This is a genomic window from Acidovorax sp. NPDC077693, assembly GCF_044542805.1.
Lineage (GTDB): Bacteria > Pseudomonadota > Gammaproteobacteria > Burkholderiales > Burkholderiaceae_C > Acidovorax.
In genome coordinates this window covers 32,779-53,735 of the sequence record NZ_JBITVD010000004.1, presented here as the reverse complement: position 1 = coordinate 53,735, position 20,957 = coordinate 32,779, and the positions used below count along the sequence as shown (strand labels likewise).

Sequence of the window (20,957 nt, the reverse complement as noted above, 5' to 3'; positions counted from 1 at the left end):
GTGCTGTCATGCCGCTGTCACGGCAACGTCACTCGCCGGGAGCACCATGGCGCTCTTTGTGTGAAGACCCTGACGCCCATGCTCTACAACAACGCCCTCGACACCCAGGAACTGATGCAGCGCATCGCCAATGACCTGATCGACAGCTACGACGAAGAACTGGAGCTGGAGATCGAAGACCGCGAGGTGGACGACATCGGCGCGCCCACGGCCGCCGACAAGCTCGCACGCCAGCAATATTTCAAGGAACTGTTTCGCCTGCAGGGCGAACTGGTCAAGCTGCAGGACTGGGTGCAGCACAGCCGCGAGAAGGTGGTGATCCTGTTCGAGGGGCGCGACGCCGCGGGCAAGGGCGGCGTGATCAAGCGCATCACCCAGCGCCTGAACCCCCGCGTGGCCCGCGTGGCGGCACTGCCCGCACCGAACGACCGTGAGCGCACGCAGTGGTACTTCCAGCGCTATGTGGCGCACCTGCCCGCCGCGGGCGAAATGGTGCTGTTCGACCGCAGCTGGTACAACCGCGCCGGCGTGGAGCGCGTGATGGGCTTTTGCTCGGACGACGAGTACGAAGAGTTCTTCCGCACCGTGCCCGAGTTCGAGAAGATGCTCGTGCGCTCGGGCATCCGCCTCATCAAGTACTGGTTCTCCATCACCGACGAAGAGCAGCACCTGCGCTTTCTGGGCCGCATCCACGACCCGCTCAAGCAGTGGAAGCTCAGCCCCATGGACCTGGAGAGCCGCGTGCGCTGGGAGGCCTACACCAAGGCCAAGGAAACCATGCTCGAGCGCACCCACATCCCCGAAGCCCCCTGGTGGGTGGTGCAGGCCGTCGACAAGAAAAAGGCGCGGCTGAACTGCATAGCGCACCTGCTGTCGCAGATGCCGTATGAAGAGGTGCCGCACCCCACCGTGGTGCTGCCCGAGCGCGTGCGCAACCCCGAGTACCTGCGCCAGCCCGTGCCTGCGTCGATGTACGTGCCCGAGGTGTACTGAGCCGCCTGGCTCAGGCAGCCTGGGCGGTGAGCGGCTCCAGGCGCCCGCCTGCTTGAGTGCCCTCTGCATGGGGCGATAGCCGGATCGGCTGCGGGCCTGTCGGATTGCTCGGCAAGTTGGCCGGCTCGCCGGCTCGCCGCTTGGCAGTTTGGCAGGCCCGCAGGGCGCTCGGTTGCTGGTTCAGCAAACCAACTGTGGTGCTACTATTTTTATAGCTGCTACCGCTTGCATATCAAGCGATAGGGCATCAAAAAATCAAAATCCAGGGCGCGCTACGCCGTGCCTTTGAGCATCTGGATCGTCGAGATCACATCCCGCACCTTGAAGGGCTTGAGCAGCACGCGCCGCACCTGCAGGGCCTTCATCTGCACGGCGGTGGAGGCGTCGACCTGGTCCGTGGTGACGGCCACGGGCACCTGGGCGTCCACCGCGAACTGGGCGCTGCGCACCCGCTCCAGCAAGGCCACCGCTTCGGCCACCTCATCCAGCGACACGATGACGCCCGAGAAGTCTTTGTTCGTCAACTGCTGCTGCGCGTTGCGCACGCTGTTGACCTGGCGCACCGGCGGCAGGTTCAGTTGGCGCGCGGTGGCCACGATGATGCTGCCCGTCAGCGAGCTGGGCTCGACCAGCAGGATGTCTTGCTGCGAGGTGGGGCTCATGGGGCCACCTCCTCGCGGGCGCGGCGCACCAGTTCTTCCACCGCCAGGTCGCGCAGTGACCCGAGGATGGCCAGGTCGACCTCGTCGAGTTGGCGCGGTGTGCGGTCGATCAGGCACAGCGTGCCGATGTTCTGCCCGCCCGGCATCTTGAGCGGCGCACCGGCGTAGAACTGGATGTGGGGGTCGCCGGTGACCATGGGGTTGTCGGCAAAGCGGTCGTCCAGCGTCACATCGGGCACCACCATGGTCTCGTCCTGCAGGATGGCGTGGCCGCAAAACGAGATGCCGCGCCCGGTCTCGCACACGTCCAGCCCGACGCGGGCCTTGAACCACTGCCGGTCTTCGTCGATGAGCGACAGCAGCACGATGGGCATGTCGAACTCGTCGGCAGCGAAGGCGGTGAGCCGGTCGAAGCGCTCTTCGGGCGGGGTGTCCAGGATCAGCAGCTGGCGCAGGGCCTGCAGGCGGTCATCCTCGTTGGCGGGGCGAGGGGGCTCTTTCATGGCGGTGTGGGGGTAGCAGTCGCGATGGCGTCGATTATGGCCGTGGCTGTGGCCACTGCGCGGGCACCTGGTGGGTCAGTGGGGTTGACCCCGCCCCGCGCCCTGGGAGGGCGTGCCGCCCCGGCCGAACTGGTGCCAGGCGCGGCGCAACTGCGTGTCGGAGCTGAAGCCCGCCATCTGCGCCGCCTGCGTCACGTTGCGCCCGGACTGCAGCGCCGCCTCGGCCGTGGCCAGGCGGATGCGGCGCAGGTAGGCCAGCGGGGCAATGCCCGCATGCTCCAGAAACAGCCGCGTGAGGTGCCGCGGCGAGGTATGCGCCACCTCGGCCATGGCGGGCACGCTCCACTGGGCCTGGGGCTGCTGGCCCACGGCGTCCTGCACGCGGTGCAGGGCGGCGTGCAGGTGGTTGCGGTGGTGCAGAAACGGCGAGAACTGCGGGTCATCCGGCCCGCGGCGCAGCACGATCACCATGGCCTGCGCCACCTGCACCGCCACCGTGGGGCCGCACAGGTCCGAGATGCGGTGCAGCAGCAGGTCGATGCCGGTGGTGACGCCCGCGCTGGTGTACACCGGCCCGTCGGTCACGAACACGCGGTTGGCGGCCACGTCGCAGCGCGGGTCCACCTCGGCCAGCTCGTCCAGGTGCAGGTGGTGCGTGGTGGCGTGCCGCCCGGTCAGCAGCCCCGCGTGCGCCGCCAGCACGGCACCCGCGCACACGGTCACCAGTTCCAGCTGCCCGGCCGCCAGGCGCAGGCCGCGCAGCCAGTGCAACAGCGCCTGGGCCTCGTGGCCGCTCACGTCGATGCGCTGGCCGACCAGGCCGACCAGCACCACCCACGCCGGGCTGGGCAGCGTGTCGGGCAGCGGTGCCAGCCCGCTGATCGCGACCCCCACCGACGAGAGTGACTCGGGCGTGGGGCTCACGAAGTGCTGCACGAATCGCTCGGGCAAGCCGCGCGCGCGCAAGGTCTGGTTGGCGATGCGCAGTGCCTCGGCCGGGCCCGCCCAGTCCAGCACCAGGCTGCCGGGCAGCAGGGCGAAGTAGACGTGGATGGGGGTGGGTGGGGTCAGGGCTGCGGGTTCCATGGCGTGTCCAATTGGCGGGCAGTGCGCTTTGACAGCGCCTCGCTCACCAGGCGCGTCACCAGATGCAGGCTCATGTCGATGCCCGCGCTGATGCCGGCCGACGTGACCAGGGCGCCCCGGTCCACCCAGCGCACATTCTCTCGCACGTCGAGCGCCGGAAACTGCGCGCGCAGGTCGGCAATGTCTTCCCAGTGCGTGGTCACAGGCCCGTCGGTGACCACGCCGGCTGCCGCCAGGATGAACGCGCCGGTGCACACCGACGCCGTGATCTGCGCGCCGCGCGCCGCCTGGGCGACCCAGGCACGGGTCTGGGCGCAGGCTGCGGCGGCATCCACCACGCCGCCGGGCACGATGAGCACGTCGGGCGCCGTGGCGGTGGTGAAGTCGGCGTCCGGCAGCACGCGCAGGCCGGCACGCGCCTGCACGGGCGCCAGGCTGCGGGCCACGCACTGCACGGCAAACGGCGCGGGTGCGCCGGGCTGCAGGCGCTGCTGCATGCGGGTGGCGGTGGTGAACACTTCGTAGGGGCCACCCAGGTCCAGCGCTTCCACCTCGTCGAAGACGAGGATGGCGATGTTCAGGGGGTGTGGAGCTGCAGTGATTGAGGTCATGGCCGTGGTGAAGTCGAAGAAAAGACGTAGCGCGGGTAGGTCGCCTGCGCGGCGGCCGGGGCCTGCAGGTCCAGGTCCACCGTGCAAAACGGCTGTGCGGGCGAGGTGCGCGCCAGCAGCGCGCCGTCGGGGCAGATGACCCAGCCCGCGCCGCCGTAGGTGCCGGCGGCGGTGTCCACGCGGTTGGACGACAGGCTGTACGCCCCGGTGCGTGCGGCGGCCACGGTGCCCACGGCCTGCCACTTGGCGGTGGTGGCGGCAGCCGTCGCGCGCGGCGACAGGATGGCCTGCACGCCGCCCAGCGCGGCATAGTCGCCGTAGGTGTCCAGGGCCCAGAGTTCGGAGCAGATGTTGAGCCCGAACGCGAGCGCCCCGGCGTCGAAGCGGGGAAAGGCCGCATCGCCGCGCTCGAACCAGTGCGCCTCCCAGCCGCCGGGCTCGTCAGGCAGGTGGAACTTGCGCCGCAGCGGCGTGTAGCCGCCCAGGCGCGACCAGGCAAAGCCTTCGTTGAGGCGCCGCCCGCCCACCGTGACCGGGCGTGCGCCCACCACCCAGTCGGCGCCCAGCTCGTGCAGGCGCGCCTGCCAGGCATCGCTCAGCGCCACGGCGGCATCCCAGCGGGCGGGGTCCGGGGGCAGGGTCTCCCACACGGGCTCGACGAACGCAAACTCGGGCAGCAGCACCAGCGTCGACCGCTCGGCGCGGGTGTGCGCGCACAGCGCCGCCCAGGCGCGGTCGAGCAGCGCGGGGAGGTGGGGGAGTTCACAGACGGTGGCGCGCATGATGGTGGGTCCTGGTGTGTGGGTTTTTGGGTGATCCATCGGGCATCCGTCCAGCGTCATCACGGTGCCATCACTATGGGACATCGCAGTGAGACGGGGCGGATGCCATGGTTCAAGGCATGGCGCCTATGGTGCCTGGCCTGCAGGAGCACGTCCGAACCCTGCGGGACAGGTTTCGATCAAATTGAGACATCCGGCAGGCCCGATGGGCGGACCCGGCGCGCGCCACCGTCCACAGCGCAGTTGAAGGGCTTGGAATATGGCAAAAAATGGCCTCTAAAGCTTGCCTGGATTACGCTAGAAGCTATCAAATTGATAGTAGATGCGCGCAGGGCCCGAGATGCTGTTAAGGTGGCTAGGGTTTTCCCTTAGCTGTCGATCACGCTTTTCTCCAGCGCCCTCGTCACCGAGGCCTCCCCGACACCGCCTCTGCCACTGCCACTGCCTCTACCGCTTCATCCACACCCATGGCCCGACGTTCACGCATGTTCTCCCTGTCGGCGCTGACGCGGGCGTACCAGCGCAACCTCAAGGCCCTGGTGCGCGCCACGCGGCCCGCGGCCACGCCCAAGAAGACCAAATCGCTGAAGGCGGTGTCGCCCTTGCGGGCAGGGGCTTTGGCCCCCGCGCGGGCGCCTGCGGCCCCACGCAGTGCCAGCCGCGTGCGCAAGCCGCGGGTGGCGGCGGTGCGGGGCGAGTGGCTGGCTGGCGTGGCCCCGGGGCCGGCCGGGGCGCGGCGCTACCACCTGTTCGTGCCGCCGGGGTTGGTAGCACGGCCTGGCGAGACCTTTCCGCTCCTGGTGATGCTGCACGGCTGCGGCCAGACGGGGCGCGATCTGGCCGTGTCGTCGCGCATGAACCGGCTGGCCGCGCGCGAGCGCTTCCTGGTGCTGTACCCCGAACAGGAGCGCGTGGCCAACGCACACGGCTGCTGGAACTGGTTCGAACGCCGCAGCGGCAAGGCCGAGGCCGAAGCGGCCACGCTGCTGGCTGCCGTCGACAAGGTGGCCCGCCGCCAGCCGGTGGACCTGTCGCGCGTGGGGGTGGCGGGCTTGTCGGCGGGGGCCAGCATGGCGGTGCTCATGGCGGCCACCTACCCCCACCGGTTCTGCGCCGTAGCCATGCACTCGGGGGTGGCCCCGGGCACGGCAGAGTCCGCTGCCACCGCCATGGCCGCGATGGGCGGACGGCGCGAGGCGCAGTTGCCCGAGCCCGTGCTGGGGGCTGCGGCCGATCTGCCTGCGCAGCCCCGCGGTGCCACGGCCACGGCCGCCGCCGCAGTGGCCGCAGGCGCGCCGGGGGCCGCCGCCGCGCTGCCCCCCCTGCTGGTACTGCACGGCAACGCCGACAGCGTGGTGTCGGTGCGCAATGCCACCGCCACGGCGGCGCTGTGGGCCGACAAGCTGGGTGCCCGCGCCGGGGCGGTGCGCATCCTGCAGCGCGGGCAACGCCACGCCACGCAGGTGACGGAGTTCAAGGCCCGCGGCCGCACCGTGGTGGCACTGCGCGAGGTAGTGGGCCTGGCGCACGCATGGAGCGGCGGCGCGGCCGACCAACCCTACAGCGACCCGGCCGGGCCCGATGCGTCCGCGCTCATCTGGGCTTTTGTGGCCAAACAGTTCGATCGCAGGAAAGCCTGATCAAAAACAGCGGCTGGCGCTTGATAGAAAAGCGCTGGAAGCTATGCTTTTGGTAGCGTCTGGCGCGGGTGTCCTGCGCGGTGTCGGGCGCAACGCAGGTCAGCCCGTTCGATCCATCCAGGCAGAGGGCCGGCCGTGGTGCGCAGGCCGGCTACACCAGCCGCGCCGCCACCAGTTCCTTTTTCAGGTACGCATAGAACAGTGGTGCCGCCACCAGCCCCGCGGGGCCGAAGACCGCCTCGGCGACGAACATCACCGACAGCAGCTCCCACACGCCCATCTGGGTGCGGCGGCCCACCACCTTGGCGTTGATCACGTATTCGGCCTTGTGGATCAGGATGAGAAAGCCCAGGCAGGCCGCGGCCGCCAGGGGCGACACCGACAGGCCCACGATGGTGATCACCACGTTGCACACCAGGTTGCCCACGATAGGCACCAGCCCCGCGATGAAGGTGAAGGTGATCAACACCGGCGTGTAGGGCAGCTCCAGGCCCCAGACCGGCAGCACGAACAACAGGAACAGGCCCGTCAGCAGGGTGTTGAACGCCGCGATCCAGAACTGCGCGGCGACGATCTGACGGAACGCCTCGCCGAACAGCGTGATGCGCAGCCGCAGTTGCTGGGCCAGGGGGCCGCGCGCCAGCACTGCGGGGCGCACTGCGGCCAGGGCGCCGATCAGCAGGCCCACATACGCAAACAGCACGCCGGCCAGCCAGGCACGGCCGGCCATGGCCAGTGCGCCTGCCTTGGCGCCCAGGTAGCTGGCGATGATGCGCTGGATGTCGGCCACGCCTTCGGGCAGGTGCGCGGCCATGTCCTCCGGCAGCTTGAGCCGCAGCTCCAGCACCGTGCGCGCCATGTAGTTGAGCAGCTCCTGGTACTGCTGCGGTGCGGTGACCAGATAGCCGCGCGAATGCGTGAGCCCCGCCGCCAGCAGCGCCAGTGGCAGCAGCATCACCAGTGCGGCGGCCGCAATCTGCGCGACGCGCAACGCCGAGACCGAAGGATGGGCCTGGCGCCGCACCCGGCTCAGACCCTGCGCGAACCAGCGGGTGAGTGCCCGCGTCAGCAGAAAACCCAGGCACACGCACAACAGGCCCGGCAGCAGCCCCCGCCACATCACCAGCAGCAGCGTGGCCGCCATGAGCACATAGCTGGCGATCACGATGCCTTGCGTCGCGGCGAGCGGGGGCAGGGTGGTGGGATGTTGGCTAGCCACGGTGCTCGGTATCGACCGCATGGTCTGCAACTGGCGCGGCCCCGGCCAGCGGACGCCTCGTCCGGACCACCCCGCCGTGCTGCTGCCGTCCCCCCGCCCGCAGGGTTCTATCCTGCGAGAGTGGGGAGAAGCCGCGAAGCGGCTCGGCGGGGCATTGCATCACTTCAGGCCACGACCACGGCCGCACCATCGCCGCGTGCGGCGATGGTGCCGATGGCGTACACCTGCTCGCCCGCGGCGCGCAGCGTGGCGGCCGTGGCTTCTGCGGCGGCAGCATCCACCACCACCACCATGCCGATGCCGTTGTTGAAGGTGCGGTTCATTTCGATGTCGTCGATACCGGCCGTCTTCTGCAGCCAGGCGAACAGCTCGGTCTGGGGCCAGCTACCCTTGGTCAGGTGGGCGGCGGTGCCGTCGGGCAGCACGCGGGGGATGTTCTCCAGCAGGCCGCCGCCGGTGATGTGGGCCAGGGCCTTGATGCCGCCGGCATCCTGCGTGTGCGGGTGGGCAGCCAGCGCGGCCAGCACGTTCTTCACGTACAGGCGGGTGGGCTCCATGATGGCCTGTTTGAAGGGCTTGCCGTCCAGCGTGGCCGGGGCTGTGGCGCCCGCGCGCTCGATGCACTTGCGCACCAGGCTGAAGCCGTTGGAATGCACGCCGTGGCTGGCCAGGCCCAGCACCACATCGCCGGGCTTCACGTCCTGGCCGGTCAGGATCTTGGCCTTTTCGACCGCACCGACGGCAAAGCCGGCCAGGTCGTATTCACCTGCGGGGTACATGCCGGGCATTTCAGCGGTTTCGCCGCCGATCAGCGCGCAGCCAGACAGCTCGCAGCCCTTGGCAATGCCGCCGATCACGGCCGCGGCGGTGTCCACATCGAGCTTGCCGCAGGCGAAGTAATCCAGGAAGAACAGGGGCTCGGCGCCCTGCACCAGCACGTCGTTCACGCTCATGGCCACCAGGTCGATGCCCACGGTGTCGTGCATGTTCCATTCGAACGCGAGCTTGAGTTTGGTGCCCACGCCATCGGTGCCGGACACCAGCACGGGCTCCTTGTAGCGCTTGGGCACTTCGAACAAGGCGCCAAAGCCGCCGATGCCCGCCAGCACGCCTTCGCGCATGGTCTTCTTGGCCAGCGGCTTGATGCGCTCGATGAGCGCGTCGCCCGCGTCGATGTCAACGCCGGCGTCTTTGTACGAGATGGGGGTGGAGGAGGCAGAGGAGCTCATGGAAGGGGCTTTGGTGCTGGTAGACCCGCCGGGCGGGCTGGAATCCGAGGATTTTAAGCGGCACACCCGGGACGGACTTTCTCAGCCCTGACCGGGCGGGGGATTTGAAGCTGGCACCCGGGCGGTGCCATCGCACGCACACGCCGGCCACCGCACGCCGCGACGGCTGCCCGCGGGGGATGGCGCGGCGTCCCGCACAGCTCGGTTCCACGGCTGTGCAACTAATAAGTTCACTCATCAAACTATGTCGGGTTTGCCCGGATGTGTGCGCCGGTTCGGCCCTTTCATAATTAGTTCGTCGTCCGCACTATGTCGGCGGAAGGCGGTGGCCCGGAAGGGAAGCTGCCCGCCACGGACTGCAGCCTGCAGGGTTCAGCGAGAGGGGTTGCGGCGCGACAGTCATCGTCGTTCACACCAACCAAGGCCCGCACGAGGCCATCAATGGAGACAAGAATGAAATTGAAGACAACCTTGACCGCCCTGGCAGCCCTGGTGCTGGGCCTGTCCGGCGCCAGCGCCTTTGCCCAGGTGGTGGGCGTGAGCTGGTCCAACTTCCAGGAAGAGCGCTGGAAGACGGACGAGAAAGCCATCAAGGACCAGTTGGCCAAGCTCGGGGCCAGCTACATCAGCGCCGACGCGGGCGGCTCGCCCGAAAAGCAGCTGTCCGACGTCGACTCGCTGATCGCCAAGGGTGCCAAGGTGCTGATCGTGCTGGCGATGGACAAGGACGCGATCCTGCCCGCGGTCAACAAGGCCGCGCAGCAGAAGATCCCGGTCGTGGCGTACGACCGCCTGATCGAAGCGCCCGGCGTGTTCTACATCACCTTCGACAATGTCGAGGTCGGCCGCATGCAGGCCCGCGCGGTGTTCGAGGCCAAGCCCAAGGGCAACTACGTGATGATCAAGGGCTCGCCCACCGACCCCAACGCCAACTTCCTGCGCGGCGGGCAGCAAGAGGTGATCGAGGCGGCCATCACCAAGGGCGACATCAAGATCGTCGGCGAGGAATACACCGAAGGCTGGAAGCCCGAGGTCGCGCAAAAGAACATGGAGCAGATCATCACCAAGAGCGGCGGCAAGATCGACGCCGTGGTGGCCTCCAACGACGGTACGGCCGGCGGTGTGGTGGCGGCGCTCACGGCCAAGGGCATCAAGGGCATTCCGGTGTCCGGCCAGGACGGCGACCATGCGGCGCTCAACCGCGTGGCCCAGGGCTCGCAGACCGTGTCGGTCTGGAAGGACGCCCGCGACCTGGGCCGCGACGCGGCGGCCGCCGCCGTCGCGCTGGCCAAGGGGCAGAAGGTGGCCGGCGCCCAGACCTGGAACGGTGGCGAGAAGAAAGTGCCGCTGCAGGCGCAGTTCCTGAAACCCGTGCCCATCACCGCCAAGAACCTCGACCTGGTGGTGAAGGCCGGCTGGATCCAGAAGGACGCGCTGTGCAAGGGTGTGGATGCGGCCAAGGCGCCCGCCGCCTGCAAGTGACGTGACCCCGGCGCGGCGCTGCATGCCGCCCGGTGGCTGAACAACACGTTTTGAAGCTCCCGGACCGGGAGCGCGGCCCTGCCGCGCGCGGCGGGCCGGCCTGCGCCCGGTCCCTTCACGAACAATTCTGGCGGAGTGCGCTTGTGAGTCCTGTTCCCCATGCCCTCGGGCAGTTGGCCATCGACTGGCGGCTGGTGCTGATGGGCGCCGTCCTGGTGGTCACCGCCATCGTGTTCAACATCCTCTCGGGCGGCCTGTTCCTGTCGCCCGAGAACCTCTACAACATCGCGCAGCAGACGGCGGTGGTCGGCATCGTGGCCACGGTGGTGGTGCTGGTGATCGTGGCGCGCCACATCGATCTTTCGGTGGGCTCGGTGATGGGTTTCGTCGGCGTGCTGATCGCCACGCTGATGTACACCGCCGGCTGGCACTGGGTAGCGGCGTCGCTCGCCGGGCTGGCGGTGGCGATCGGTGTGTCGCTCTACCAGGGCGCGCTGACTGCGATGCTGGGGGTGCCGTCGTTCGTGGTCACGCTGGGCGGGCTGATGTCGTTTCGCGGCGCGGCCTTCATGGTGGCCGACGGCAAGACCCAGCCGGTCAGTGACAGTTTCTTTCAGCGCCTGGGTGGCGGCTTCGATGGCGCCATCGGCGTGCAGGCCAGCTGGGTGCTGGCCGTGGTGCTGGTGGTGGCGCTGGGCGTGAAGACCTGGCTGCGGCGCCGGGCCAAGGCGTCGTACGGCGTGCCCAACCCCGCGCTGTGGCTCGATGCGCTGGTGGCAGCCGTGCCGGCGGTGATCGCCGTGGGCTTTGTCGCCACCATGAACGCGTACCAGATCCCCACCAAGGATGCGCCGCAGGGCGTGCCCATCCCCGTGCTCATCTGGGGCGGCGTGGCGGTGGTGCTGTCGTTCATCGTGCGGCGCACGCGCTTTGGGCGCTACGTGTTCGCGATCGGCGGCAACCCGGAGGCCGCGGCCCTGGTCGGCATTCCGGTGCGGCGCGTCACGCTGATGCTGTTTGCGCTGATGGGTGTGCTCATCACGATTGCGGCCATGGTCTCGATCGCGCGGCTCAACGCCGGCACCAATTCGCTGGGCACGGGCATGGAGCTGTTCGTGATCGCGGCGGCCGTGATCGGCGGCACGGCGCTGGCGGGCGGCAGCGGCTCCATATTGGGGTCGGTGCTGGGGGCGCTCATCATGCAGAGCATCGACAGCGGGCTCTTGCTGCTCGACATCTCGATCGGCCTGCGCTACGTGATCATCGGGCAGGTGCTGATCGCGGCCGTGGTGTTCGACGTGGTGTACCGCCGCCTGACCGGAGACACCGCATGAACGCGCCCCTCGTGGAAATGCGCGGCATCCGCAAGTCGTTCGGTGGCGTTCGGGCGGTGGACGACGTCAGCCTCAACCTGTACCCGGGCGAGGTGGTGGCCCTGCTGGGGCACAACGGCGCGGGCAAGTCCACGCTGATGAAGATGCTGGCCGGTGCCTACCCCATCGACAGCGGCGAGGTGCTGGTGCAGGGGCAGGGCGCCCACATCCGCACGCCGGCCGATGCGCAGCGGCTGGGCATCGAGTCCATCTACCAGACGCTGGCGCTCGCCGACAACCTGGACGCGGTGGCCAACCTGTTTCTGGGCCGCGAGCTGCTCACCCGCTGGAACACGCTGGACGACCACCGCATGGACGCCGAAGCCCGCAAGGTCTTCGAGCGCCTGAACAAGAACTTCCGCAACGTGCGCACGCCGGTGCGGCGCCTGTCGGGCGGGCAGCGCCAGGTGGTGGCCATCTCGCGCGCCATCTACTTCAACGCCCGCATCCTGATCATGGACGAGCCCACCGCCGCGCTGGGCCCCGAGGAGACCGCCATGGTGGGCCGCCTGGTGCGCCAGCTCAAGGCCGAAGGCGTGGGCATCTTCCTCATCACCCACGACATGCCCGACGTGTTCGGGCTCAGCGACCGCCTGGCGGTGATGAAGAACGGGCGCATGGTGGGCGCCTACCGCACGGCCGATGTCACCGAGGACGAAGTTCTGGGCATGATCATCGCAGGCAAACAACCCGAAGGAAAAGCGCAGACCCACCGCCTTGGCGAGCCTGCGCCGACCCCCACACCCGCATGAAGACCACCGGCGACCAGCAACTTGTCAAACGCATCAACCGCAGCGTGCTGCTGCGACTGCTGCGCCAGCGCGGCAGCCTCTCGCGCGCCCAATTGGCCGGCGAGAGCGGCCTGACCAAATCCACCGTGAGCCTGCTGGTGCGGGAGCTGATCGACGAAGGCTGGCTCGCCGAGACCGGGCTGGCCGCCGCGCAGGGCATGGGCCGCCCGTCCACACCGCTGCGCCTGGACGGCAGCCGCCGTGCCATGGTGGGCGTGGAGATCGGCGTCGAGTCGCTGCGGGTGGTGGGCGTGTCGGTCACCGGCGAGGTGCTGTGCGCGGCCGAAGAGCCCCTGGCTGACCGCGACCCCACCGCCGTGTGCCGCCAGGTGGCGGCGCTGGTGGTGCGCACGCAGGCCGAGCTGACCGCCAGGCCGGTCACCGTGTCGGGCGTGGGCATCGGCGTGCCCGGCGCGTTCGACGAGGCCACCGGCACCATCCGCTTTGCGCCCAACCTGGGCTGGCGCGACGTGGCCTTTTTGCCGCTGATCACACGTGCGCTGGCCGACGCGGGCAGCCCGCCTGTGGCGGTGCATGTGCAGAACGAGGCGGACACCGCCGCGCTCAGCGAGTACGAGTTTGCGGACGGGGAGGCGACGGACTCGCTGATCTTCGTGACCTGCGGCGTGGGCGTGGGGGCGGGCATCGTGCTCAACGACCGGCTGTTCACCGGGCTGCAGGGCATGGCCGGCGAAATCGGCCACAGCATTTTGCAGATCGACGGGCCGCCGTGCTCCTGCGGGCGCAGGGGGTGTGCCGAGACCTTCTTCGGGGCCCGGGCGCTGGAGCGCCAGAGCGACCCCGCGCGCGGCGGCGTGTTCCTGGGCGTGGTGCTGCAAAACCTCTGGACCACCTTCAACCCCGGCGCCCTGGTGGTGGGTGGGCCCTCGTGCGAGCGGCACCCCGGCATCGTGCAGCAGGCCCGCGACACGCTTGATGCCTACGCAACCAGCGCCGGCGTGGCGGCGCCCGCCGTGCGCGCAGCCCGCTACGGCCTGCTGGCCTCGGCCGTGGGCGCGGCTGCGCTGGTGCTGCACCACGAGCTGCGGCCCATGCACGCACCGGCAGTCGCCGCGGCGGGGGCCGATGAGCAGACCCTGGCCCCACCACCGGCAGGCGCCACACCGCCCGCCCTTCTTCACTGAACGCAGCCATCCACCATGTACATCGGCATCGACATCGGCACCTCGGAAGTGAAGGCTTTGTTGCTCGGCCCGGACCAGCAGGTGCTGGGTGCCGCCGGTGCGCCCCTGTCGGTGTCGCGCCCCCACCCCGGCCACAGCGAGCAGGACCCGGCCGACTGGTGGGCGGCCACGCAGGACGCCCTGGCCAGCCTGCGGGCCGTGCACCCCGAGGAATACGCAGCCACCGAGGCCATCGGCCTGTCGGGCCAGATGCATGGCGCGGTGCTGCTCGATGCACACGACCGCGTGCTGCGCCCCGCCATCCTCTGGAACGACACGCGCAGTGCCGAGGAGTGCGCAGAGATGATGCGCGAGCTGCCGGCGCTGAGCGGTCTGGCCGGCAGCCTGGCCATGCCCGGCTTTACGGCCCCCAAACTGCGCTGGGTGGCACGCCACGAACCCGCGGTGTTCCGGCATATCGCCAAGGTGCTGCTGCCCAAGGACCATGTGCGCCTGATGCTGACCGGCGAGCACGTGAGCGATCTGTCGGACGCGAGCGGCACCCTGTGGCTCGATGTGCAGCGCCGCGACTGGTCGGATGAACTGCTGGCGCTGACCGGCCTGGCGCGCCAGCACATGCCGCGCCTGGTGGAAGGCAGCGCAGCGAGCGGGCGCCTGCGGACCGATGTGGCGCAGTCGCTGGGTCTGCGGCCCGGCACCGTGGTGGCCGGTGGCGCGGGCGACAACGCCGCCAGCGCCGTGGGCATGGGCGCGGTGCAGCCCGGGCATGGGTTCCTGTCGCTGGGCACCAGCGGTGTGCTGTTTGTGGTCACGCCGCAGTACCAGCCCAATGCCGCCAGTGCCACCCACGCGTTCTGCCACGCAGTGCCGGGCCGCTGGCACCAGATGAGCGTGATGCTGGCCGCCGCCAGCGCGCTGCAGTGGGTGGCCCACCTGCTGGGCGCTGCCGACGCGGGCGAGGTGGCCGCACGCGCCGCGGCGCTGAGCACCCGGGACCGCGAGGCGGCGCCGGTGTTTCTGCCCTACCTCAGCGGCGAGCGCACGCCCCACAACGATGCGCGGGTGCGCGGCAGCTTCCACGGGCTGGACATGGACACCGACGCCGCACGCCTGGGCTATGCGGTGATGGAGGGCGTGAGCTTTGGTTTGCGGGACGGCCTGGCGGCATTGCACGCCGCGGGCAGCGAGGTGTCGCGCCTGTCGCTGGTGGGCGGTGGCGCCCGCAGCGCCTTCTGGGCGCAGATGCTGGCCAGCGCGCTGAACGTGGAGATCGTGACCCACGGCGGATCGGCCGTGGGCGGCGCTCTGGGGGCCGCGCGCCTGGGCGCACTGAGCGTCGGCATTCCCATGGAGTGGGCGTGCCTGCCGCCGCCCATCGACACCGTCTACCTGCCGGACCCTGCCGAGCGCGCTTTGCTGGCGCCGCGCCATGCCCTGTTTCGCAGCCTGTACCGCAGGCCCTGATGTCCCCGAGCCCCGTCCTGAGCCCTGTCCCGAGCCATGTTCCGTCCTTAGCCGAGAAAACCATGAGCACCTACTTCTCCGACATTTCCCCCATCGCCTACGAAGGCCCCGATTCCACCAACCCGCTGGCCTTCAAGTGGTACGACAAAGACCGCCTGGTGCTGGGCAAGCGCATGCAAGACCACCTGCGTTTTGCGGTGTGCTACTGGCACAGCTTCTGCTGGAACGGCTTCGACCCCTTCGGCTACGACGGCACCTTCGAGCGCCCGTGGCAGCAGGTGGCCGACCCCATGGCCGCGGCGCGGCTGAAGGCCGATGCGGCGTTCGACTTCTTCGCCCGGCTGGGCGCGCCGTACTACTGCTTTCACGACCGCGACGTGGCGCCCGAGGGCAGCACCCCCCGCGAGAGCGTGAGGTACCTGCACGAGATGGTGGACGTGCTGCAGGCCAAGCAGGCCCAGACGGGCGTGAAGCTGCTGTGGGGCACGGCCAACCTGTTCAGCCACCGGCGCTTCATGTCGGGCGCCTCGACCAACCCGGACCCCGACATCTTTGCGCTGGCCGCGTTGCAGGTGAAGGAGGCGATGGACGCGACGCTCAAGCTTGGCGGCGAGAACTACGTGCTGTGGGGCGGCCGCGAGGGGTATGAAACCCTGCTCAACACCCGCGTGGGCCACGAGCTGGACCAGATGGGGCGCTTCTTGAACATGGTGGTGGAGTACAAGCACAAGATCGGCTTCACCGGCAGCATCCTGATCGAGCCCAAGCCGCGCGAGCCCTCCAAGCACCAGTACGACTTCGACACCGCCACGGTCTACGGGTTTCTGGCCCGCTACGGCCTGGACAAGGAGATCAAGGTCAACATCGAGGCCAACCACGCCACGCTGTCGGGGCACAGCTTCGAGCATGAGATCGCCACGGCCATCGACCTGGGCATCTTCGGCTCCATCGACATGAACCGCGGCGACATGCAGTGCGGCTGGGACACGGACCAGTTCCCCAACAACATCCCCGAAACCGCGCTGGCCCTGTACCTGATCCTGCAGGCCGGCGGCTTCACCACCGGGGGCCTCAACTTCGACGCCAAGGTGCGGCGCCAGTCGCTGGATGCCGAGGACATGTTCCACGGCCACATCGGCGGCATGGACGTCGCGGCCCGGGCGCTGCTGATCGCCGAGAAGATGGTCACCGACGGCCGCCTGGCCCGCCACGTCGATGCCCGCTATGCTGGCTGGAACGCGGCCTTCGGCCAGGATTTGCTGGCCGGCCGACTGGGACTGGCCGAGGTGGCCGACCGCGCCCTGGAGCGCAACCAGGACACGCGGCCGGTGTCGGGCCGGCAGGAGCTGTTGGAAAACCTGCTCAACAGCTATCTTTGACAACAACGAACAGAGAGCTTTTTTATGAAACCTGTGGTGTGGGGCGTGCTGAGCACGGCCAGGATCGGCATGCAGCACGTGATTCCGGCCCTGCTGGCGAGCCCGCTGGTGGAGTTGCGCGGCATCGCCTCGCGCACGCTGCCAGCGGCCCGGCAGGCGGCGCAGCAACTGGGCATCGCCCAGGCGTATGGCAGCTATGAAGAGCTGCTGGCCGACCCGGCCATCGAGGCCATCTACAACCCGCTGCCCAACCACCTGCATGTGCCGCTGACCCTGCAGGCCGCGGCCGCCGGCAAGCATGTGCTGTGCGAGAAGCCCGTGGCGCTGAGCGCGGCCGAGGCTGGCACCCTGCGCGCCGCTGCAGGCCAGGTGCACATCGAAGAGGCCTTCATGGTGCGCCACCACCCGCAGTGGCACCGCGCGCGCGAGCTGGTGCGGGCCGGCCGCATCGGCACGCCGCAGGCGGTGCAGGTGTTCTTCTCGTACTTCAACGACGACCCGCACAACATCCGCAACCAGCCGGGCATCGGCGGCGGGGCGCTGTACGACATCGGCTGCTACGCGGTGCTGGCCGGGCGCTACCTGTTCGAGGCGGAGCCGCAGCGCGCCGTCGCCCTGGTGGACCGCGACCCGGCGCTGGGCACCGACCGCCTGACCAGCGCGCTGCTGGACTTTGGCGCGAGCCGGCAGGCCAGCTTCACCGTGTCGACGCAGAGCGTGCGCTACCAGCGGGTGCAGGTGGTGGGCACGCGCGGCCGCATCGAGCTCTTCATTCCCTTCAACGCGGTGCGCGGTGGCGAGATGCGCCTGGCGCTGGACGAGGGCGGCCTGCTGGACGGCAGCAGCATCACCACCGAAACCCTGCCAGCCTGCGACCAGTACCAGCTGCAGGTGGAGGCCTTCTCGCGCCGCGTGCGGGACGGTGCGGCCCCGCAGGCCCAGGGCATCGACGACGTGGTGGCCCAGGCGCGGGTGATCGACGCGCTCTGGCAGTCCGAGCGCACCGGGCGGTGGGAAGCACTCGCCTGAAGGCGGCGCGAACCCGCGACCAGAGGGCGCCCGGGCCCACCGGCTCGGGGTTTGGCACCATTGACAGGGTGCCCCGGGCAGGACGCACAAGCCCTCCGGCGCCGCCGTCCGGGCCCGGAACGCTGGCGGCCGCCCGAAGCCGGTTGGCGGCAGTCTAAAATCCCGCTCACTGTCGCCCCCCGTCCTTGCGATGTCGGATCGGGGCGACCCCGCGCCCCAGCCTCTTGTCCGCGGTGCCCGCCGTAGTTGCTCCGTTGCTCTAGGGTCAGGCACCTTCCAATTCACCTGTGATGCCGCTGCCGATCCCATACCTGTCCGCCGCTCCTGCACCCGCCACCGCTGGCCTGGCCCGGCCGGGGGGGTGCCGCGCATGATGAAGCAGCTGGCGCTGGACATCGGCCTGGCCACGGGGCCCACCCTGGCCCGTTTCTTCGCCGGCCCCAACGAGGCCGCGCTGCAGCACCTGCGCCTGGCCGCCGGGGACGGCAGCAGCCTGGCCACCCGGTCGCCCGTGCCCACCTACCTGTGGGGCGAGCCCGGCAGCGGCAAGACCCACCTGCTCAAGGCGGTGCGCCAGTCCCTCCGGGAGCAGGGCGCCAGCGTCGGCTGGCTCGACCCGTCGGTGGCCGAGCCGCCGGACTTCAACGAAGACTGGGCCGCCATCGTCATGGACGACGTGCATCTGTACGACACCGCCCAGCAGGCCACGGCGTTCAACTGGTTCGTCAACGCCATCAGCCCGGCCAGCGGCAGCCAGCGCTGGGTGCTGGCCGCCGGCAACCTGCCCCCGGCCGACCTGCCCCTGCGCGACGACCTGCGCAGCCGCCTGGGCTGGGGCCATGTGTTCCAACTGCAGCTGCTGGGCGAGTCCGAGCGCCGCTCGGTGCTGCGCCAGGAGGCCGACGCCCGCGGCGTGTTCCTGGGCGACGACGTGATGGACTACATGCTCAACCGCTTCTCGCGCGACCTGGGCAGCCTGATGCTGCTGCTCGACCAGCTCGATGCGTTTGCGCTGCGCACCCAGCGGGCGATCACCATCCCCCTGCTCAAAACGATGCTCGAATCGGAATGATGACGCGTCCTTCCTTGCCTTTTGTGAACCTGAATGACCTCTGACACCCGCCCCCTGCGGCTTGCGCTGTTCGACCTCGACCACACGCTGCTCCCGCTCGACTCCGACTACGAGTGGGGCGAGTTCACCATCCGCATCGGCTGGAACGACCCGGTGGAGTTCGCGCGGCGCAACGGCGAGTTCTATGCGCACTACCAGGCCGGCACGCTCGACGTGCACGACTACGTGCGCTTTGCGACCGAGGCCGTGCGCCTGCGCGGGCCCGAGGCTTCGGCGGCCGCGCATGCGCAGTTCATGCGCGAGGTGATCGGCCCGGCCATCAAGCCCCAGGCGCGCGACCTGATCCGCCGGCACCAGGCTGCGGGCGACACCGTGCTCATCGTCACCGCCACCAACGAGTTCGTGACCCGCCCCATCGCCCATGCGCTCGGCGTCGCCGACGATGCGCTGCTGGCCGTGCAATTGGCGCGCGACCCGCTCAGTGGCTGGTACACCGGCGAGATCGACGGCGTGCCCACCATGCGCGAAGGCAAGGTGCGCCGCATGGAAGAGTGGCTGGCCGCGCGCCAGCTCGGCTGGGCGGACGTGGACAGCACGTTCTACAGCGACTCCATGAACGACGTGCCCCTGCTGGAGAAGGTGAACCGCCCCGTGGCCACCAACCCCGACCCGCGCCTGCGCGCGCTGGCCCAGGAGCGCGGCTGGCGCATACTGGACCTGTTCCCCCAGACTGAAGCCAGCCAGGACGCTGCTTCCTGACACCCGCGCGCCAGCGCCAGACCTTTTGCTTCACTCGCTGACCCATGATCAAGAAGTTCATTGACAAACTGCTGGGCAAATCGACCCCCGGCACCTCGGGCGGCAAGCCCCATTTCGGCAAGCGCGAAGAGGTGCCCGCCACGGTGCACGGCATCAACCCCGAGCTGGTGGACCGCCGGGCTGCCGAGGTCGTGGCCACGCTCAAGCAGGCCGGCTACGAGGCGTATATCGTGGGCGGCGCCGTGCGCGACCTGCTGCTGGGCCTGCGCCCCAAGGACTTCGACGTGGCCACCAACGCCACGCCCGAGCAGGTCAAGGGTCTCTTCCGGCGCGCGTTCATCATCGGCAAGCGTTTTCGCATCGTGCACGTGGTGCACGGCCGGGGCCGTGAGCATGAGGTGATCGAAGTCTCCACCTTCCGCGCCTACCTGGACAACAGCGCCGCAGGGCAGCAGGTCAGCGGCAACGAGAAGACCTCCAGGGCGGCCCTGGCGGGCATGCAGCATGCCGTGGACGCATCGGGCCGCGTGCTGCGCGACAACGTCTGGGGCCCGCAGGACGAAGACGCCACGCGCCGCGACTTCACGGTGAACGCCATGTACTACGACCCGGTCAGCCAGATCGTGGTGGACTACCACAAGGGCATCCAGGACGCGAAGAAGAAGACGCTGCGCATGATTGGCGACCCGGCCACGCGCTACCGCGAAGACCCGGTGCGCATCATCCGCGCGGTGCGCTTTGCGGCCAAGCTCAGCGGCCTGGGTTTCACCATCGAGGCCAAGACCGCCGCCCCCCTGGTGGAGTCGCAGACCCTGCTGGCCGACGTGCCGCAAAGCCGCATGTTCGACGAGATGCTCAAGCTGCTGCAGACGGGCCACTCGATCGCGAGCGTGGAGCAACTGCGCAAGCTGGGCATGGCCAAGGGCATCTACCCGTTGCTGGATGTGGCGGTGGAGCGCGCCGACACCCCGTTCGTGAAGGCCGCGCTGCTGGACACCGACCGCCGTGTGAACGAAGGCAAGCCCGTGGCCCCGAGCTTCTTGCTGGCCTGCGTGCTGTGGGAAGACGTGCGCAAGAGCTGGACGGAGCGCCTGGCCCAGCGCCAGCACCCGCTGCCTGCGCTGCAGGACGCCATCGACGATGTGTTCGACAAGCGCATCGGCGATGTGTCGGGCCGCGGCAAGCTGGCCGCAGACATGCGCGAGATCTGGGTCATGCAGCCCCGCTTTGAAAAGCGCGTGGGCAGCACGCCGTTCGGCATGGTGATCCAGCCGCGCTTTCGCGCGGGCTTCGACTTCTTGCGCCTGCGCGCCGATGTGGGCGAGGTGGAGGAGGCCCTGGCGGAGTGGTGGCAGGACTTCCAGGGCGCCGACGACGAGCGCCGCGAAGACCTGATGGACCAGGCCAAAGAAGAGCAAAAGACCCGCCAGAAAGCCCAGCAGGCGGTGGTCAAACGCGTGCCGCGCCCGGCACCTGCACCCGCCCCTGCACCCGCCGCGGCCCCCCGCGAGGGCGGCGATGCCGACGCAGCCGATGCCGGTGACGGCGCCGGCGAGTTCACGGCCGACGGAGCAGCCGCCCCCAAGAAGCGCCGCCGCCGTCGCCGCAAGCCCGTGGGCGACGGCAGTGCCAGCAGCTCCGTCCCCGGCCCCGAGCAGGACGCCTGATCGGCATGGCCCCCGCGCCCTGCCGCCGCGATGCGGTGGGTGCGGCAGCCACAAGACAACCCACGGCGCAG

19 protein-coding genes are annotated in these 20,957 nt (G+C 69.5%); 12 read left to right on the top strand and 7 right to left on the bottom strand.

What is annotated here, in order from left to right:
• Positions 1 to 78 precede the first annotated feature (78 nt).
• Entirely contained in the window at positions 79 to 993 is a 915-nt protein-coding gene (ppk2, locus tag ACIGHN_RS06140) for a polyphosphate kinase 2 (protein WP_056169174.1), read from the top strand.
• A 272-nt stretch (positions 994 to 1,265) separates the two neighbouring features.
• Here ppk2 and ACIGHN_RS06135 read toward each other — a convergent pair whose 3' ends face one another.
• The 5 genes from ACIGHN_RS06135 to ACIGHN_RS06115 form a co-directional block, all read right to left on the bottom strand.
• Positions 1,266 to 1,655 (bottom strand): histidine kinase, encoded by a 390-nt coding sequence (locus ACIGHN_RS06135; protein WP_396503635.1) that lies wholly within the window; start codon positions 1,653 to 1,655, stop codon positions 1,266 to 1,268.
• A complete protein-coding gene (locus ACIGHN_RS06130; RefSeq protein WP_056416940.1) occupies positions 1,652 to 2,158 on the bottom strand; it encodes a GAF domain-containing protein in 507 nt (168 codons plus the stop codon). Before ACIGHN_RS06130 ends, ACIGHN_RS06135 begins: the two co-directional genes overlap by 4 nt.
• Before the next feature lie 75 nt (positions 2,159 to 2,233).
• Complete coding sequence (locus ACIGHN_RS06125; protein ID WP_396503634.1) at positions 2,234 to 3,244, bottom strand: GlxA family transcriptional regulator; 1,011 nt, start codon at positions 3,242 to 3,244, stop codon at positions 2,234 to 2,236.
• A complete protein-coding gene (locus tag ACIGHN_RS06120) occupies positions 3,226 to 3,855 on the bottom strand; it encodes a DJ-1/PfpI family protein (RefSeq protein WP_056167932.1) in 630 nt (209 codons plus the stop codon). Before ACIGHN_RS06120 ends, ACIGHN_RS06125 begins: the two co-directional genes overlap by 19 nt.
• Entirely contained in the window at positions 3,852 to 4,637 is a 786-nt protein-coding gene (locus tag ACIGHN_RS06115; RefSeq protein WP_396503633.1) for a carbon-nitrogen hydrolase family protein, read from the bottom strand. Before ACIGHN_RS06115 ends, ACIGHN_RS06120 begins: the two co-directional genes overlap by 4 nt.
• 467 nt (positions 4,638 to 5,104) lie before the next feature.
• Between ACIGHN_RS06115 and ACIGHN_RS06110 the strand changes: the two genes are divergently transcribed.
• On the top strand, positions 5,105 to 6,277 hold the full coding sequence (locus ACIGHN_RS06110; protein ID WP_056416948.1) for a PHB depolymerase family esterase: 1,173 nt from the start codon (positions 5,105 to 5,107) through the stop codon (positions 6,275 to 6,277).
• A 151-nt stretch (positions 6,278 to 6,428) separates the two neighbouring features.
• On the opposite strand, the gene ACIGHN_RS06105 is transcribed toward ACIGHN_RS06110, so the two are convergent.
• Positions 6,429 to 7,517: an AI-2E family transporter gene (locus ACIGHN_RS06105; RefSeq protein WP_396503632.1), complete on the bottom strand. Its 1,089-nt coding sequence runs from the start codon at positions 7,515 to 7,517 to the stop codon at positions 6,429 to 6,431.
• Between the two features lie 143 nt (positions 7,518 to 7,660).
• Positions 7,661 to 8,725 carry a phosphoribosylformylglycinamidine cyclo-ligase gene (gene purM, locus ACIGHN_RS06100; protein WP_396503631.1) on the bottom strand — a complete coding sequence of 355 codons (1,065 nt, stop codon included), beginning with the start codon at positions 8,723 to 8,725 and terminating at the stop codon, positions 7,661 to 7,663.
• A gap of 453 nt (positions 8,726 to 9,178) precedes the next feature.
• Here purM and xylF point away from each other — a divergent pair, with 453 nt between their 5' ends.
• The 10 genes from xylF (at position 9,179) to pcnB (ending at position 20,886) form a co-directional block, all read left to right on the top strand.
• Positions 9,179 to 10,207, top strand: coding sequence for a D-xylose ABC transporter substrate-binding protein (gene xylF / locus ACIGHN_RS06095; RefSeq protein WP_056165270.1), 1,029 nt, complete (start codon positions 9,179 to 9,181; stop codon positions 10,205 to 10,207).
• A 200-nt stretch (positions 10,208 to 10,407) separates the two neighbouring features.
• Positions 10,408 to 11,541 (top strand): sugar ABC transporter permease, encoded by a 1,134-nt coding sequence (locus ACIGHN_RS06090; RefSeq protein ID WP_396503914.1) that lies wholly within the window; start codon positions 10,408 to 10,410, stop codon positions 11,539 to 11,541.
• Positions 11,538 to 12,332, top strand: coding sequence for an ATP-binding cassette domain-containing protein (locus ACIGHN_RS06085; RefSeq protein ID WP_396503630.1), 795 nt, complete (start codon positions 11,538 to 11,540; stop codon positions 12,330 to 12,332). The genes ACIGHN_RS06090 and ACIGHN_RS06085 overlap by 4 nt, the downstream gene beginning before the upstream one ends.
• Positions 12,329 to 13,516 carry an ROK family protein gene (locus ACIGHN_RS06080; protein ID WP_396503629.1) on the top strand — a complete coding sequence of 396 codons (1,188 nt, stop codon included), beginning with the start codon at positions 12,329 to 12,331 and terminating at the stop codon, positions 13,514 to 13,516. The genes ACIGHN_RS06085 and ACIGHN_RS06080 overlap by 4 nt, the downstream gene beginning before the upstream one ends.
• Positions 13,517 to 13,531: 15 nt before the next feature.
• Positions 13,532 to 14,980, top strand: a complete 1,449-nt coding sequence (gene xylB, locus ACIGHN_RS06075; RefSeq protein ID WP_396503628.1) for a xylulokinase — start codon at positions 13,532 to 13,534, stop codon at positions 14,978 to 14,980.
• A 62-nt stretch (positions 14,981 to 15,042) separates the two neighbouring features.
• Positions 15,043 to 16,359, top strand: a complete 1,317-nt coding sequence (gene xylA / locus ACIGHN_RS06070; protein WP_396503627.1) for a xylose isomerase — start codon at positions 15,043 to 15,045, stop codon at positions 16,357 to 16,359.
• Positions 16,360 to 16,383: 24 nt separating this feature from the next.
• Positions 16,384 to 17,388: a Gfo/Idh/MocA family protein gene (locus ACIGHN_RS06065; RefSeq protein WP_396503626.1), complete on the top strand. Its 1,005-nt coding sequence runs from the start codon at positions 16,384 to 16,386 to the stop codon at positions 17,386 to 17,388.
• 373 nt (positions 17,389 to 17,761) lie between these two features.
• Entirely contained in the window at positions 17,762 to 18,460 is a 699-nt protein-coding gene (gene hda / locus ACIGHN_RS06060; RefSeq protein ID WP_396503913.1) for a DnaA regulatory inactivator Hda, read from the top strand.
• A gap of 33 nt (positions 18,461 to 18,493) precedes the next feature.
• Positions 18,494 to 19,219 (top strand): HAD family hydrolase, encoded by a 726-nt coding sequence (locus ACIGHN_RS06055; RefSeq protein ID WP_396503625.1) that lies wholly within the window; start codon positions 18,494 to 18,496, stop codon positions 19,217 to 19,219.
• A gap of 44 nt (positions 19,220 to 19,263) precedes the next feature.
• Entirely contained in the window at positions 19,264 to 20,886 is a 1,623-nt protein-coding gene (gene pcnB, locus ACIGHN_RS06050) for a polynucleotide adenylyltransferase PcnB (protein ID WP_396503624.1), read from the top strand.
• The last annotated feature ends 71 nt before the right edge of the window (positions 20,887 to 20,957 follow it).

Excerpts from the sequence above, each read along its gene's own strand:
- hda (WP_396503913.1), top strand. The coding sequence starts at position 17,762 with ATGAAGCAGCTGGCGCTGGACATCGGCCTGGCCACGGGGCCCACCCTG.
- ACIGHN_RS06130 (WP_056416940.1), bottom strand. The coding sequence starts at position 2,158 with ATGAAAGAGCCCCCTCGCCCCGCCAACGAGGATGACCGCCTGCAGGCC.
- ACIGHN_RS06065 (WP_396503626.1), top strand. The coding sequence starts at position 16,384 with ATGAAACCTGTGGTGTGGGGCGTGCTGAGCACGGCCAGGATCGGCATG.
- xylA (WP_396503627.1), top strand. The coding sequence starts at position 15,043 with ATGAGCACCTACTTCTCCGACATTTCCCCCATCGCCTACGAAGGCCCC.
- ACIGHN_RS06055 (WP_396503625.1), top strand. The coding sequence starts at position 18,494 with ATGACCTCTGACACCCGCCCCCTGCGGCTTGCGCTGTTCGACCTCGAC.
- pcnB (WP_396503624.1), top strand. The coding sequence starts at position 19,264 with ATGATCAAGAAGTTCATTGACAAACTGCTGGGCAAATCGACCCCCGGC.
- ACIGHN_RS06125 (WP_396503634.1), bottom strand. The coding sequence starts at position 3,244 with ATGGAACCCGCAGCCCTGACCCCACCCACCCCCATCCACGTCTACTTC.
- ACIGHN_RS06080 (WP_396503629.1), top strand. The coding sequence starts at position 12,329 with ATGAAGACCACCGGCGACCAGCAACTTGTCAAACGCATCAACCGCAGC.
- purM (WP_396503631.1), bottom strand. The coding sequence starts at position 8,725 with ATGAGCTCCTCTGCCTCCTCCACCCCCATCTCGTACAAAGACGCCGGC.
- ACIGHN_RS06110 (WP_056416948.1), top strand. The coding sequence starts at position 5,105 with ATGGCCCGACGTTCACGCATGTTCTCCCTGTCGGCGCTGACGCGGGCG.
- ACIGHN_RS06105 (WP_396503632.1), bottom strand. The coding sequence starts at position 7,517 with ATGCGGTCGATACCGAGCACCGTGGCTAGCCAACATCCCACCACCCTG.
- ACIGHN_RS06090 (WP_396503914.1), top strand. The coding sequence starts at position 10,408 with ATGGGCGCCGTCCTGGTGGTCACCGCCATCGTGTTCAACATCCTCTCG.
- ppk2 (WP_056169174.1), top strand. The coding sequence starts at position 79 with ATGCTCTACAACAACGCCCTCGACACCCAGGAACTGATGCAGCGCATC.
- xylF (WP_056165270.1), top strand. The coding sequence starts at position 9,179 with ATGAAATTGAAGACAACCTTGACCGCCCTGGCAGCCCTGGTGCTGGGC.
- xylB (WP_396503628.1), top strand. The coding sequence starts at position 13,532 with ATGTACATCGGCATCGACATCGGCACCTCGGAAGTGAAGGCTTTGTTG.
- ACIGHN_RS06085 (WP_396503630.1), top strand. The coding sequence starts at position 11,538 with ATGAACGCGCCCCTCGTGGAAATGCGCGGCATCCGCAAGTCGTTCGGT.
- ACIGHN_RS06120 (WP_056167932.1), bottom strand. The coding sequence starts at position 3,855 with ATGACCTCAATCACTGCAGCTCCACACCCCCTGAACATCGCCATCCTC.
- ACIGHN_RS06115 (WP_396503633.1), bottom strand. The coding sequence starts at position 4,637 with ATGCGCGCCACCGTCTGTGAACTCCCCCACCTCCCCGCGCTGCTCGAC.
- ACIGHN_RS06135 (WP_396503635.1), bottom strand. The coding sequence starts at position 1,655 with ATGAGCCCCACCTCGCAGCAAGACATCCTGCTGGTCGAGCCCAGCTCG.